Origin of the sequence: Kitasatospora atroaurantiaca (assembly GCF_007828955.1) — a bacterium.
Classification (GTDB): domain Bacteria; phylum Actinomycetota; class Actinomycetes; order Streptomycetales; family Streptomycetaceae; genus Kitasatospora; species Kitasatospora atroaurantiaca.
In genome coordinates this window covers 4,759,128-4,772,280 of sequence record NZ_VIVR01000001.1, presented here as the reverse complement: position 1 = coordinate 4,772,280, position 13,153 = coordinate 4,759,128, and the positions used below count along the sequence as shown (strand labels likewise).

Sequence of the window (13,153 nt, the reverse complement as noted above, 5' to 3'; positions counted from 1 at the left end):
GAGGGGAGCACCCGCTGCGTCAGCCGCAGGCCTGCTTCAGGGCCTCGCCCAGGGCGTTGGCCTCATCGGGCGTGAGCTCCACCACGAGGCGCCCGCCGCCCTCGAGCGGAACTCGCATGATGATGCCCCGCCCCTCTTTGGTGACCTCGAGCGGGCCGTCACCCGTCCGCGGCTTCATGGCCGCCATGCTCGTTCCCCTTCCTGCAACCGCTCAGCTACGTACCGGCAGTCCGTCCACCGCCGGTATCGAACGCATTGATCGGAAGCCATTATCCCGCATGCGAAGGCCCGATGACCAACATCACTCTCTCCGCATCCGCGGCCGCACCCGCCCAGACCGCCTCATTACGTGCCAGAAGCCCCATACGTTCGGCACTTCGGACGGCACGGAAAGGTGCCACACCTCACACTCCCCAGCGGACGCGGCACTCGGGCATGCTGACACCGTCCCACCCGACGACACCTCGGATCCACCGAAACCCCCGGGAGCCCTCGCCCATGTCAGATTCCGTGCTGTACGAGCTGGACGGCGGCCTCGCCGTCATCACCATCAACCGGCCCGACGCGATGAACGCCCTGGACACCGCCACCAAGGCGGCCCTGCGCGACACCGTGATCGCGGCGGCGGAGGACACCGCCGTCCGGGCGGTGCTGCTCACCGGCGCCGGGGAGAAGGCGTTCTGTGTCGGCCAGGACCTGAAGGAGCACCTGGGCCTGCTGCAGCGCGCCGAGGAGACCGGTGAGGGGGCGCTGAAGACCGTCGCCGAGCACTACAACCCGCTGGTGCGGGCGCTCGCCGGGATGCGCAAGCCGACCGTCGCCGCGGTCGGCGGAGTCGCTGCGGGCGCGGGCGCGTCGCTGGCCTTCGCCTGCGACTTCCGGATCGTCGCCGACACGGCCGGCTTCAACACCTCTTTCGCCGGGGTCGCACTCACCGCCGACTCGGGCGCGTCGTGGACGCTGCCCCGGCTGGTCGGACACGCCAGGGCGACGGAGCTGCTGATGCTCCCCCGTACCGTCAAGGCGCCCGAGGCACTCACCCTGGGCCTGGCCACCCAGGTCGTCCCGGCCGCCGAACTGGCCGCCACCGCCCGCGCGTTCGCCAAGCAGCTGGCCGAGGGCCCGACGGTCGCGTTCGGCGCCATCAAGGAGTCGCTGGCGTACGGCGCCTCGCACTCGCTGAGCGAGCTGCTCGACAAGGAGGACGAGCTGCAGACCCTCGCCGGGGCGAGCGAGGACCACAGGATCGCGGTCCGCGCCTTCATCGCCAAGGAGAAGCCGGCCTACGTGGGCCGCTGACCCCGCACGTGGCACTCCGCCAGGTGATCGTTGACCAGGCCGCAGGCCTGCATCAGCGCGTACGCCGTAGTGGGGCCGACGAAGCGGAAGCCCTGCTTCTTGAGCTCCTTGGCCAGCGCCGTCGACTCGGGCGTGACGGCCGGTACCTCCTCCAGCGTGCGGGGTGCCGGCCGGTCCGGATCGCCCGCGAAGCGCCAGACCAGCGCGTCCAGACCGCCGGTCAGCTCGAGCGCCGCGCGGGCGTTGGCGATGGTCGCCTCGATCTTGGCGCGGTTGCGGATGATGCCGGTGTCCAGCAGCAGCCGCTCGGCCTCCGCGGGCCCGTACGCGGCCACCTTCGCGATCTCGAAGCCCGCGAAGGCCGCCCGGAAGCCCTCCCGCCTGCGCAGGATGGTGATCCAGGACAGGCCGGACTGGAACGCCTCCAGGGAGATCCGCTCGAACAGGGCGTCGTCGCCGTGCACGGGCCGGCCCCACTCGGTGTCGTGGTAGACGCGGTAGTCGTCCGTCGACTCGCCCCACGCGCAGCGGCGCAGGCCGTCCGGGCCGAGAACCGGACCGGTCACTTCTCCGCCGCCGACCCGTTCGCGGGCTTCTTCTCCACGCTGACGACCTTGGCGAAGTCCTCCAGGCCCGGCAGCGGCTCCTCGCCCTTCACCTCGCCCGGGGTCGCCTCCACCGCGCCGCGGACGGCCGCCGCGGCCTCCAGCTCGGCGATCTTCGAGTCGCGGTACGCCAGTTCGGCACCGAGGCGGTCCAGGACGTCGTCCACCTCGTCCATCCGGTAGCCGCGCACGGCCATCGGCAGCCGGATCTCGTCCACGTCGTGCCTGCTCAGCGGGCGGTCCTGCGGGAGCCGGGCCGCGATCCGGTCGTGCACCGCCTCGGGCAGTACACCGCCTCCACCCAGTGCCACCAGCGCGGCGCCGCCGACCACCACGGCCATCGCCGCCACGATCACCCAGAACACGAGCTGTCCTCCGAACTCCCGGCCGACCCCGGCATTAGTGGGATCATGGTCCGTGAATAGGCCGGGGCCCATCATTGCACCCGGGGAAGCTCTGGAGGAGATACCGGTGGCACTGCGCCTGGGCCCACGCGAGTTCGGCGACGACGAGCTGGTGATCATGGCCATCGTCAACCGCACCCCCGACTCCTTCTTCGACCGGGGCGCCACCTTCGCCGACGAGGCCGCCTTCGCCGCCGCCGACCGCGCGGTGGCCGAGGGAGCCGCGATCCTGGACATCGGCGGGGTCAAGGCGGGCCCGGGCGAGGAGGTCACGGCCGAGGAGGAGCTGCGGCGTACCGTGCCCTTCGTGGCCGAGCTGCGCAAGCGCCACCCCGAAGCCGTGATCAGCGTGGACACCTGGCGCCACGAGGTCGGCGAGGCGGTCTGCGAGGTCGGCGCCGACCTGCTCAACGACGCCTGGGGCGGGGTGGACCCGAAGCTCGCCGAGGTCGCCGCCCGGTACGACGTCGGGCTGGTCTGCACCCACGCGGGCGGCGCCGAGCCGCGCACCCGGCCGCACCGGGTCGGCTACCAGGACGTGATGGCCGACATCCTGCGGGTCACGGTCGGCCTCGCCGAGCGGGCCGCCGGGCTCGGCGTCCGCCGGGACGCCCTGATCATCGACCCGGGCCATGACTTCGGCAAGAACACCCGGCACTCGCTGGAGGCCACCCGCAGGCTGCCCGAGATGACGGCTACGGGCTTCCCGGTGCTGGTCTCGCTCTCCAACAAGGACTTCGTCGGCGAGACGCTCGACAAGCCGGTGGACGAGCGGCTGCTCGGCACCCTGGCGACCACCGCCGTCTCCGCCTGGCTGGGCGCCCAGGTCTACCGGGTGCACCAGGTGGCGGAGACGCGGCAGGTGCTGGACATGGTCGCCTCGATCCGGGGCATCCGCCCCCCGGCGGTCGCCCGCCGAGGCCTGGCCTAGCGGCCCGCACGCGTGTGGGTCCCCCCGGGGCGCGGTGCACCATACGCGTTCGGGTCCCCCCAGGGGCGCGGGGAACTGCGCGACCAGGGCACAACGAAGGTGCACGGTTGCGCGCGCAGTTCCCCGCGCCCCTGTTGTGGTTGCCCTGGCGGTCACGTGCCCCGACGTACCGGGTCAGATCTCGCCGTTGGGGCGGCGGCTCTCCTCGAGGATCTTGAGCACCTCTTCGATCTCGTCCGTGACGTGGAAGAGCTCCAGGTCCGGCGGGGAGGCCTTGCCCTCGGCGACGAGGGTGTTCTTCAGCCACTCGACCAGGCCGCCCCAGTAGGCGCTGCCGAAGAGGATCACCGGGAACCGGGTCACCTTCTTGGTCTGAACCAGCGTCAGCGCCTCGAAGAGCTCGTCCAGCGTGCCGAGCCCGCCCGGCAGCACCACGAACCCCTGGGCGTACTTCACGAACATCGTCTTGCGGACGAAGAAGTAACGGAAGTTCAGCCCGAGGTCGACGAACTCGTTGAGCCCCTGCTCGAAGGGCAGCTCGATGCCGAGACCGACCGAGAGGCCCCCCGCGTCCGAGGCGCCCCGGTTGGCCGCCTCCATCGCACCGGGCCCGCCACCGGTGATGACCGCGTACCCGGCCTCGGCGAGTGCCCGGCCGATCGCCACGCCCGCCTTGTACTCGTCCGAGTCGACGGGAGTCCTGGCGGAGCCGAAGACGCTGATCGCAGCGGGGAGCTCGGCCAGCGCGCCGAAGCCCTCGACGAACTCCGAGGTGATCCGCCAGACCCGCCACGGGTCGGTGTGCAGCCAGTCGGTCGGGCCGGTGGTGTCCAGCAGCCGCTGGTCGGTGGTGCTCGACTCCACCTGATCCCGGCGCAGCAGCACCGGGCCCTTGCGCTTCTCCGGCCAGGCCCTCTTCCGTGCGGGCGCGTCGACCTGCTCGGGACCGTGCCCGTAGTGCTTTTCGTCTCCAGTGCCTGTCATGACGAAACCCTACGCCCGCGATGGCCTTATTTCCGGGAATAGCCGGGGGAACGCCAGGTGACGGTCAGGCGCCGGTCAGCCAGGCCCGCATCCGCTCCTCGACCTCGGCGATCGCACTCAGCGAGCAGTGCTCCTCGCGCTTGTGGGCCAGGTTCGGATCCCCCGGTCCGTAGTTGACCGCGGGCACGCCGAGGGCGCTGAACCGGGCGACGTCCGTCCAGCCGAACTTGGCACGGGCCTGGCCGCCGGTGGCGGCCAGGAAGGCCTGTGCGGCGGGCTGGCCCAGACCGGGCAGGGCACCCGGGGCGGAGTCGGTGACCACGACGTCGTACCCGGCGAAGACCTCGCGCACATGCGCTGCGGCCTCGGCCTCGCTGCGGTCCGGCGCGTAGCGGAAGTTGACGGTCACCACGCACTCGTCCGGGATGACGTTGCCGGCCACCCCGCCGTCGATGCGCACCGCGTTGAGGCCCTCGCGGTACTCCAGGCCGTCGATCTCCACCCGTCGCGGCTCGTACGCGGCGAGCCGGCCGAGCACCTCGGCGGCGTGGTGGATGGCGTTGTCGCCGAGCCAGCTGCGGGCGGAGTGCGCCCGGGTGCCGGTGAGCGTGACCTGCACCCGCAGGGTGCCCTGGCAGCCGCCCTCGACCATGGCGCCGCTGGGCTCCATCAGGACGGCGAAGTCGGCGGCCAGCCACTCCGGGTGCTGGGCGGCGAGGTGTCCGAGGCCGTTGCGGGAGGCCTCGATCTCCTCGCAGTCGTAGAAGACGAAGGTGAGGTCGCGGTTGGGCTCGGGCAGTGTCGCGGCGAGGCGCAGCTGCACGGCGACGCCGGACTTCATGTCGGAGGTGCCGCAGCCGTAGAGCAGGTCGCCTTCGACGTACGAGGGCAGGTTGTCGGCGATCGGCACGGTGTCCAGGTGGCCGGCGATCAGCACCCGCTCCGCCCGGCCGAGCTCGGTGCGGGCGACGACGTTGTTGCCGTACCGGTCGACGGTGAGGTGGGGGTACGCCCGCAGCGCGGTCTCGACGGCGTCGGCGAGCGCCTGCTCGTCGCCGCTGACGGAGGGGAAGTCGACTAGCCGGGCGGTCAGCGCGCCGCCGTCGAGGGTCAGGTCGAGAGGCGTGTCGGGGTTGTTCATGGTCGCCAAGCGTATCGGTGCACCCCGGTTCACCCGCACGTGTCGGAGCGCACCCGCAACCGTCCTCCCCGTACAACCGTCCGACTGGGTACGGTGTGCGAGCGAGAACGCGAGGCGAGAGGGGTTGCTGGTGGCCGGGATGGCAGAGGACGGGCTGGGCGGCTCCGAGTCGACGGGCCGCCGCCGGCGGCGGCCCCTGCGCCTGGTGCTGATCGGTCTGGTGGCGCTCTCCGTCATCGCGGGCGGGGTGCTGTACTTCAACCGCGAGAAGCTGACCGTCCCGCCCGAGGGCTGCAAGATCACCACGGCGGGCGGCAAGGGCACGCTGGATCTCGCCCAGGCGGCCAACGCCGCGACCATCACCGCCGTCGCGCTCTCCCGCGGTCTTCCCGAGCGGGCGGTGACCATCGCCCTGGCCACCGCGATGCAGGAATCCAAGATCCACAACCTGACGGGCGGCGACCGCGACTCCGTCGGCCTGTTCCAGCAGCGCCCCTCGCAGGGGTGGGGCACCGCCCAGCAGATCAGCGACCCGGTGTACGCCACCAACAAGTTCCTGGACGGCCTGGTGAAGGTCCCCGGGTACGCCCGGATGCCGCTCACCGACGCGGCCCAGCAGGTGCAGAAGAGCGGTTACCCGCAGGCGTACGCCAAGCACGAGACCAACGCGACGCTCCTCTCCGCCGTGCTCACCGGCCGCGAGCCCGCCGCGCTGAACTGCGTGGTCCACGAGCTGGCCGCGCCCGCCGCCGACCCGTCCGCCGCATCCACGGCTCCCACCGCCTCCTCCTCACCCGTCTCCGCCGACGGGCAGCAGCCGCCGGACGTCTCCGAGCGGGTGCGCCGCGAGTTCGGCCGTACCGTCTCCGCAGCCCCCGCCGCAAAGGCCGCCAAGGACCCCCGGGCAGTGCTGGCGCTCACGCCGCAGCTGTCCGCCAGCACCGACTCGGGTCCGGGCGCGCAGCGGCAGAGCGGCTGGGCGGTGGCGCAGTGGGCGGTGGCCCAGGCGCAGGAGCTGGGCATCGGTGCGGTGGCGTACGACGGCAAGGTGTGGCGGTTCGACAAGCCGTCGGACGGCTGGCAGCCGAAGGCCGACGGCACCGCGGCGGACCGGGTGCTGGTCACCCTGGGTGCACCGGCCAAGCACTGACGGACCATGACCCTCCGGCGGCGCACACCCGGTTGACGCACTGGTGAGCGAGTGACCGCCCTACGGGTGATTCCCGTCAACGACGGTGGACGGCACCGGACCCCTGCACGGCCGCCCAGGCACAGGATGACGCCCCACCGGGATCCCCTTGCACGCCAAGAGATGTGACGTTTCTTCGGCGAGCTCCGCATTGGGCGAAATGCCCGGAATGTCGGAAAAAAGATCGTCTGATCTTTAGGAACCCTTTACCTTCGCCGCCCGAAACCTTCCAGCTGCTCCAGCGGTAAACACGACGTCCGCCCGGCGGACCGTCTCAACCTCACCTCTTAGGAGCACCATGTCTCTCCCCCTCACGCGCCGGATCGCACAGGTCGCGCTGCTCGTCGCGGCTGGTGCGACTCCCCTGGTCGCGGCCGGGTCTGCGTCCGCCGCCGATCTGGTGCCGAAGACCGACCTGGGGGCCGGCCTGACCCAGCTCGACGCGCCGGACTCGGCCTCGACGGTGCAGGGAGCGACCCACCAGCTCGGCGAGGCCGCCGGTGCCACCGGTGCCGCCACCGTCGCGACGGGCGTACCGGCCGCCTCCGACGCCCTGGGCGGTGCCGTGGCGAACGCCCTGCCGGACGCCAACAAGGCCCTCGGCAAGGCCACCTCGCCCGTCGCCAAGACCGCCGCCACCACCGGCGCGCTCTCCACCGTCGCGGGCAAGGCCGCCCCGGCCCTGGCCGAGCGGCTCGCCCCGGTCGTCACCGACAAGATCCCGGCCCTCCCGGGCACCCGCAGCGTGCCGGCCGCCTCGCCGCTCGGTGCCTCCCCGCTCGGCGGAACCCCGCTCGGCGGCCTGACCCAGGGCCTGCCCACCAGCACCCTCACCAGCGCCCTGCCCACCGGCGGCCTGCCCAACACCGGCGCCGTGACCGGTGCGCTGCCCGGCGGCCTCGGCAAGAGCCTGCCCGGCGCGGACGCCCTCCCGCTCGACTCGGTGACCGGCCACGCCGACGCCCACCGCCTGGGCGGCACCGACGCGCTGGGCGGCCTGCCGCTCGGCCAGGTGACCGGCCTCCTCGGCGGCGTCGGTGGCGGCGGCCTCGGCGGCCTGCCGATCTGACGCACCAACGCCTGACGCACCGCCGTCGGACGACGAAGGGGCCGGGGAGCTCAACAGCTCCCCGGCCCCTTCGTCTGCTTCGTCTGCTTCGTCCGCGCAGCCTCAGCCGCCGAGCCGCTCCACCGCCGCCTGCACCCGCTCGTCGGTCGCCGTGAACGCCACCCGGACGAACCGCTCACCCGCCGGGCCGTAGAAGTCGCCGGGTGCCACCAGGATGCCCAGCTCGGCGAGCTCGGCCACGGTCTCCCAGCACGGCCGGTCCTGGGTCGCCCACAGGTAGAGGCTCGCCTCCGAGTGCTCGATCCGGAAGCCGTACGCCTCAAGAGCCGCCCGCAGCGCGCCGCGCCGCGCCGCGTACCGCGCGCGCTGCTCGGCCACGTGCGCGTCGTCCCCGAGCGCGGCGATGGTCGCCGCCTGCACCGGAGCCGGCACGATCATGCCGCCGTGCTTGCGGATCTCCAGCAGCTCCCGGATCACCACCCGGTCGCCCGCCACGAAGGAGGCCCGGTAGCCCGCCAGGTTGGAGCGCTTGGAGAGCGAGTGCACCACGAGCAGGCCCTCGTGATCGCCACCGCAGACCTCCGGGTGCAGCACCGACGCCGGGTCGGCCTCCCAGCCGAGCTCCAGGTAGCACTCGTCGCTGACCAGCAGCACCCGGTGCTCACGCGCCCACTCCACGGCCCGGCGCAGCTCGGCGACGGACAGCACCCGACCGGTCGGGTTGGAGGGCGAGTTGAGCCAGAGCAGCCGTACCCGCGAAGGGTCCAGCTCGTCCACGGAGTCGTACTCGACCGGCTCGGCGCCGCACAGCCGCGCCCCGACCTCGTACGTGGGGTAGGCCAGGCGCGGGTACGCGACCTGGTCCCCCGGGCCCAGCCCGAGCTGGGTCGGCAGCCAGGCCACCAGCTCCTTGGAGCCGATCGTCGGCAGGATCGCCTCGGGGCCGATCTCGGCGCCGACCCGGCGGCGCAGCCAGCCGGCGATCGCCTCGCGCAGCTCCACCGGCCCCCAGACGGTCGGGTAGCCGGGCGTGTCGGTCGAGGCCGCCAGCGCCTTCTGGATCAGCTCGGGGACCGGGTCCACCGGAGTGCCGACCGAGAAGTCGCAGAGCCCGCCGGGATGAGCCAGCGCGGTCTTCTTGTACGGCTCCAGCTTGTCCCACGGGAAGACCGGAAGAAGGTCCGATACGCGGCGCGCCGCCCCCGGGTGACCCGGGAGCGGCGCGTACGGAGTGTCAGTCGTGCTCACAGCTCAGCTGCCACCGATCAGTGGTCGGCGTTCTGCGGCGGGAGGGCCGCGATGAACGGGTGGTCCTTCTCGATCAGGCCGAGCTTCGAGGCACCACCGGGCGAACCGAGGTCGTCGAAGAACTCGACGTTCGCCTTGTAGTAGTCCTTCCACTCCTCCGGAGTGTCGTCCTCGTAGAAGATCGCCTCGACCGGGCAGACCGGCTCGCACGCGCCACAGTCGACACACTCATCCGGGTGGATGTAGAGGGAACGCTCGCCCTCGTAGATGCAGTCAACCGGGCACTCTTCGATGCACGCCTTGTCCTTGACGTCGACACAAGGCTGCGCGATGACGTAGGTCACGCTGTCGTTCCTCCTCGGAAGGGCTGGCCGCCCAAACTATTTGCTTGCGTGCGCGGGTGAGCGCGGCGTCGTCGATGCCCGCCCCTAGTATCGCGGGTCAGAGACCGCAAATGCACAGGAGGTGCCCTAGATGACGGCTGGAGCCCCCGTCGGCAGCCGCCCCGAGGTGCGGATAGACCGCTCTGACGTGGGAAGACGGGTGTCGGTACGGCGGATCACGGAGATCACGGACGGCCGTCCCGTGTTCCGCGATGTGATCGGCGTGCTCGTATCCTGGGACGATCATGGCCTGACCGTGGTGCCCCGCAGTCTCGAACCGGTCTCGTTCCCCGAGAAGCTGCTGGTCGCGGGCAAGACCGTGCCGCTCTTCCCGGCCCGTCCCGCGCCGATGCCCGGGACCACGCCGGCCGAGCTCCAGCGGATCGCCGCCCGCGGGTGGCCGGCCGTCGAACAGGAGCCGCTCGGCGAGTGGACGCTGCGCGCCTCGTCCGGCTTCACCCGCCGGGCCAACTCCGTCCAGGCCCTCGGCGACCCCGGCCGGCCGCTGCCCGAGGCGCTCGCAGCCGTCCGGGACTGGTACGCCGCCCGCGGTCTGCCCGCCTACGTCGAGGTGATCCGGCCGGGCTCTCCCGAGGACCTCACCGCCGAACTCGACAGGCTCGGCGCCGGTTTCGCCCCCACCCTCGTCCGGACCGCCCCGCTGGCACCGCTGGCCAGGCTCGGCTCCGGGCACGAGCTGGTCCGGCTCTCCCGTACCGCCGACGCGTCCTGGATGTCCGCCTACCGCCGGGTCGGCGACGACCCCGAGCTCGAGCGCGCCGCCGCCCGGGTGCTGCACGGCGGGCCCTCCGTCTGGTTCGCCACCGTGCCCGCACCGGAGGCCGGCCCGCCCCTCGCCATCGGCCGCTGCGTGATCGACGGCCGCTGGGCCTGCTTCGGCGCCATCGAGGTAGTCCCGTACGCGCGCCGCACCGGGCTGGCCACCACCGTGATGGCCGTCCTCGCCGCCCGAGCCGCCGAGGAGGGCGCCACCGGCGCGTACCTGCAGGTCGAGGCCGGGAACACCGGCGCGATCGCCCTCTATGACGGACTCGGCTTCACGACCAGTCACACTTACCACTACGCCCGCCTTCCCCAGCGGTAGTGACCACCCCGGACAGACGAAGGCTGCTGTGACCGAGCAGAGCAGATCACGTTTCCGTACCGAGGCCAGGGCCGAGCACCCCGACCCGGTGCTGCTCTGTGTGCTCGCGGCCGCCGAGCACACCCTGGGCGTGCCCCTGACCGGCGAGGACGCGGAGGAGCCGCCCACCCTGGAGGCCCTGGTGGCGGCCTGCCAGGCGGCGCTGGACCGGCATGCGGCCGCCGTCCGGCTGGCGGTGGCCGAGCGGGCCCCGGCCAACCCGGAGGAGACGGCCGCCCTGCTCGCCGCCGTGCTCGGCGGGCGGGAGCGCTTCCACGGGCGACCCGCGGACTACCGCAGGCTGGAGTCCTCGCTGCTGCCGGACGTGCTGCGGCGCCGGCGCGGGCTGCCGATCATGCTCTCGCTGGTCTGGGAGGCGGTCGCCGCCAGAGCGGGGCTGACCGTCCACGGCGTGGCCCTGCCGGGGCACTTCATCGTCGCGGTCGGCGGCCCCACCGGCGGGAACGAGTACGTGCTCGCCGACCCGTACCACGGCGGCCGACTGCTCGACCTGGACGACGCGGCCCAGCTGGTGACCGCCACCGGCCACCACTTCTCCCCCGAACTCCTCACCCCGGCCCAGCCGTTGGAGATCGTTCTACGGGTGCTCGGCAACATCCGCAGCTGGGCGGCCGACCGCCCCGAGCAGGCCCGGACCCAGCTCTGGGCCACCGAGCTCTCCCTGCTGCTGCCCCGCCACCCGGCCCAACTGCGCCTGGAGCGGGCCGAACTGCTGGTCCGCACCGGGGACTTCCTGCGCGGGGCAGCCGAGATGGAGGCGTACGCGGAGATCCTGGACGCCTTCGACCGCGAGGCCGCGGCCCGGGTCCGCCACGACGCGAGGGCCGCAAGGCATCGCCTCAACTGAGGCGTCGCACCGGGGCGCGCCACCTGCCTAGAGCCAGCCCTTCTCCTTGGCGACCCGTACGGCCTCGGTGCGGTTCCTGGCGGAGGTCTTCTGGATCGCCATCGAGAGGTAGTTGCGCACCGTCCCCTCCGAGAGGTGCAGCCGCCTGGCGATCTCGGCGTTGACCGAGCCGTCGGCCGCCGCCGCGAGCACGTCCCGCTCCCGGACGGTCAGCGGGTTGGCCCCGTCCGCCAGGGCCGCGGCGGCCAGGGTCGGGTCGATCACCCGCTCCCCGCGCAGCACCTGGCGGATCGCCTCGGCGAGTTCGGAGGCCGGGGCGTCCTTGACCAGGAAGGCGTCCGCCCCGGCCTCCATCGCCCGGCGCAGATAGCCGGGGCGGCCGAAGGTGGTGGCGATCACGATCTTCGTCGTGGGCCGTCGCCTGCGCAGCTCGGCGGCCGCCTCGATGCCCGTCAGGCCGGGCATCTCGATGTCGAGCACGGCCACTTCGACCTCGTGCTCGACGGCCGCGTCGGCGACCTCGTCCCCGCGCGAGACCTGCGCGACCACGTCGATGTCGCCTTCCAGCCCGAGCAGCGCGGCAAGCGCCTCCCGGACCATTCCCTGATCCTCGGCCAGCAGAACTCTGATCACTCGTTCACACTATCGGCCGCAACCACCGGGACCGCGCGCAACGGCACCAACGCCCGCAGGCAGAAGCCCTTTCCGCGCAGGCCGCTGCCGGTCTCCAGCCGCCCGCCGACCAGCGCGAGGCGTTCCCCCAGGCCCGAAAGGCCGTTCCCGGGGCCGGACTTACCCGCTCCACGGCCGTTGTCGGCCACCTCCAGGACGGCGTAGCGCTCGCCCTCGCCCTCCCAGGTCTCGTCGATCGACACCCGGCAGACGGTGGCTCCCTCGCCGTGGCGGACGACGTTGGTGACGGCCTCGCGCAGGGCCCAGGCGAGCGCGCCGGCCTCCTCGTTGCCCAGGCCGGGGTGACCGTCGGCCACCGAGGCGTCGGCCACCAGGACGACCTGAGCGGCCGTCAGTGCGGTACGGGCCGCCGCCAGCTCGACCGGGAGGGTGGGCCTGCGGTAGCCGCCGACGGCCTCGCGCACATCGGTCAGCGACTGCCGGGCTACGTTCTCGATATCGGCGACCTGGGCGCGGGCGGCCTCCTGCTTGTCCTGGTCCATCAGGCGGCCGGCCAGCTCGCTCTTGATGGTGATCAGCGAGAGCGAGTGCCCGAGCAGGTCGTGCAGGTCGCGGGCGAGCCGCAGGCGCTCCTCGGCCGCCGCCAGGTGCGCCACGGTGGCCCGAGCCTCGCGCAGCTCCCGCATGGTGGAGACCAGCCGCTGCAGGCCGGTCATCGCCGCCCCGCCGAGGAAGCAGGGCAGCAGGATGCCCCACATGGTGTCCCTGCTCGCATCGATCAGCAGCCCCGCGGCCGCGGCCACCACCGTGACCGCCGCAACCCCGCCCAGTGCCAGTCGCGGCGGCAGCACGGCGCCCACGCAGACCGAGGCGTACGTGAACAGGGTCAGCCACGACTCGCCCAGCCCGGCCGAGGTGGCCATCGCGATCGCCAGCATCACCGCAGGGAGCGGGTACCCGCCCCACCGCCAGTTCTGGTACCTGGAGCGGAAGATGATCAGGCTCAGGTAGGCGCCCAGGAAGACCACCAACGCCACCCAGCCCGCCACCGTCACCACGAGCGAGTGGTGGCCACCCGTCAGATCCTTGGCGGGGTAGACCAGATACAGCATCCACAGCGTCATCCAGCAGAGCTTGACCAGCAACTCCCGCCGGTTCTCGATCGGCGCACCGGGCACGTTGGTGAACGAAACCGGCCCCTGCCACTCCTCCCCGGACTCGTCGGGGCGGTTGGGCAGGAGCGGCTTCGGCATGA

Annotated in this window: 15 protein-coding genes; 6 read left to right on the top strand and 9 right to left on the bottom strand. The window is 72.6% G+C overall.

Annotation, left to right across the window (positions count from 1 at the left end; genetic code table 11):
* Positions 1 to 19: 19 nt before the first annotated feature.
* Positions 20 to 187 carry a DUF3117 domain-containing protein gene (locus FB465_RS21880; RefSeq protein WP_145793043.1) on the bottom strand — a complete coding sequence of 56 codons (168 nt, stop codon included), beginning with the start codon at positions 185 to 187 and terminating at the stop codon, positions 20 to 22.
* 311 nt (positions 188 to 498) lie between these two features.
* Here FB465_RS21880 and FB465_RS21875 point away from each other — a divergent pair, with 311 nt between their 5' ends.
* Positions 499 to 1,299 carry an enoyl-CoA hydratase-related protein gene (locus tag FB465_RS21875; RefSeq protein ID WP_145793041.1) on the top strand — a complete coding sequence of 267 codons (801 nt, stop codon included), beginning with the start codon at positions 499 to 501 and terminating at the stop codon, positions 1,297 to 1,299.
* Here FB465_RS21875 and FB465_RS21870 read toward each other — a convergent pair.
* Both FB465_RS21870 and FB465_RS21865 read right to left on the bottom strand, forming a co-directional pair.
* Positions 1,284 to 1,865: a DNA-3-methyladenine glycosylase I gene (locus FB465_RS21870; protein WP_145793039.1), complete on the bottom strand. Its 582-nt coding sequence runs from the start codon at positions 1,863 to 1,865 to the stop codon at positions 1,284 to 1,286. The genes FB465_RS21875 and FB465_RS21870 overlap by 16 nt on opposite strands.
* Positions 1,862 to 2,269 carry a DivIVA domain-containing protein gene (locus FB465_RS21865; protein WP_145793037.1) on the bottom strand — a complete coding sequence of 136 codons (408 nt, stop codon included), beginning with the start codon at positions 2,267 to 2,269 and terminating at the stop codon, positions 1,862 to 1,864. The genes FB465_RS21870 and FB465_RS21865 overlap by 4 nt, the downstream gene beginning before the upstream one ends.
* Before the next feature lie 157 nt (positions 2,270 to 2,426).
* On the opposite strand from FB465_RS21865, the gene folP reads away from it, so the two are divergent.
* The gene (folP, locus tag FB465_RS21860; protein ID WP_170290813.1) at positions 2,427 to 3,239 is read left to right on the top strand and encodes a dihydropteroate synthase; all 813 of its coding nucleotides are present in this window, start codon (positions 2,427 to 2,429) and stop codon (positions 3,237 to 3,239) included.
* A gap of 174 nt (positions 3,240 to 3,413) precedes the next feature.
* On the opposite strand, the gene FB465_RS21855 is transcribed toward folP, so the two are convergent.
* On the bottom strand, positions 3,414 to 4,223 hold the full coding sequence (locus FB465_RS21855; protein WP_145793035.1) for an LOG family protein: 810 nt from the start codon (positions 4,221 to 4,223) through the stop codon (positions 3,414 to 3,416).
* Between the two features lie 64 nt (positions 4,224 to 4,287).
* Positions 4,288 to 5,364 (bottom strand): succinyl-diaminopimelate desuccinylase, encoded by a 1,077-nt coding sequence (gene dapE / locus FB465_RS21850; protein WP_145793033.1) that lies wholly within the window; start codon positions 5,362 to 5,364, stop codon positions 4,288 to 4,290.
* Positions 5,365 to 5,503: 139 nt separating this feature from the next.
* Here dapE and FB465_RS21845 point away from each other — a divergent pair, with 139 nt between their 5' ends.
* On the top strand, positions 5,504 to 6,514 hold the full coding sequence (locus tag FB465_RS21845) for a VldE C-terminal domain-containing protein (RefSeq protein ID WP_145797500.1): 1,011 nt from the start codon (positions 5,504 to 5,506) through the stop codon (positions 6,512 to 6,514).
* A gap of 337 nt (positions 6,515 to 6,851) precedes the next feature.
* The gene (locus tag FB465_RS36370; RefSeq protein ID WP_211785832.1) at positions 6,852 to 7,622 is read left to right on the top strand and encodes a hypothetical protein; all 771 of its coding nucleotides are present in this window, start codon (positions 6,852 to 6,854) and stop codon (positions 7,620 to 7,622) included.
* Positions 7,623 to 7,724: 102 nt separating this feature from the next.
* Here the strand turns inward: FB465_RS36370 and dapC are convergent, their stop codons facing one another.
* Both dapC and fdxA read right to left on the bottom strand, forming a co-directional pair.
* The gene (gene dapC / locus FB465_RS21835) at positions 7,725 to 8,870 is read right to left on the bottom strand and encodes a succinyldiaminopimelate transaminase (protein WP_145793032.1); all 1,146 of its coding nucleotides are present in this window, start codon (positions 8,868 to 8,870) and stop codon (positions 7,725 to 7,727) included.
* Between the two features lie 17 nt (positions 8,871 to 8,887).
* Entirely contained in the window at positions 8,888 to 9,214 is a 327-nt protein-coding gene (fdxA, locus tag FB465_RS21830; protein ID WP_030275917.1) for a ferredoxin, read from the bottom strand.
* Positions 9,215 to 9,344: 130 nt separating this feature from the next.
* Between fdxA and FB465_RS21825 the strand changes: the two genes are divergently transcribed.
* Both FB465_RS21825 and FB465_RS21820 read left to right on the top strand, forming a co-directional pair.
* Positions 9,345 to 10,358 (top strand): GNAT family N-acetyltransferase, encoded by a 1,014-nt coding sequence (locus tag FB465_RS21825; protein ID WP_145793030.1) that lies wholly within the window; start codon positions 9,345 to 9,347, stop codon positions 10,356 to 10,358.
* A 28-nt stretch (positions 10,359 to 10,386) separates the two neighbouring features.
* Positions 10,387 to 11,265 carry a transglutaminase family protein gene (locus FB465_RS21820; protein ID WP_246192769.1) on the top strand — a complete coding sequence of 293 codons (879 nt, stop codon included), beginning with the start codon at positions 10,387 to 10,389 and terminating at the stop codon, positions 11,263 to 11,265.
* A gap of 27 nt (positions 11,266 to 11,292) precedes the next feature.
* Here FB465_RS21820 and FB465_RS21815 read toward each other — a convergent pair whose 3' ends face one another.
* Both FB465_RS21815 and FB465_RS21810 read right to left on the bottom strand, forming a co-directional pair.
* A complete protein-coding gene (locus tag FB465_RS21815; RefSeq protein ID WP_246193279.1) occupies positions 11,293 to 11,865 on the bottom strand; it encodes a response regulator transcription factor in 573 nt (190 codons plus the stop codon).
* A gap of 29 nt (positions 11,866 to 11,894) precedes the next feature.
* Entirely contained in the window at positions 11,895 to 13,151 is a 1,257-nt protein-coding gene (locus tag FB465_RS21810; RefSeq protein WP_145793024.1) for a sensor histidine kinase, read from the bottom strand.
* Between the last annotated feature and the right edge of the window lie 2 nt (positions 13,152 to 13,153).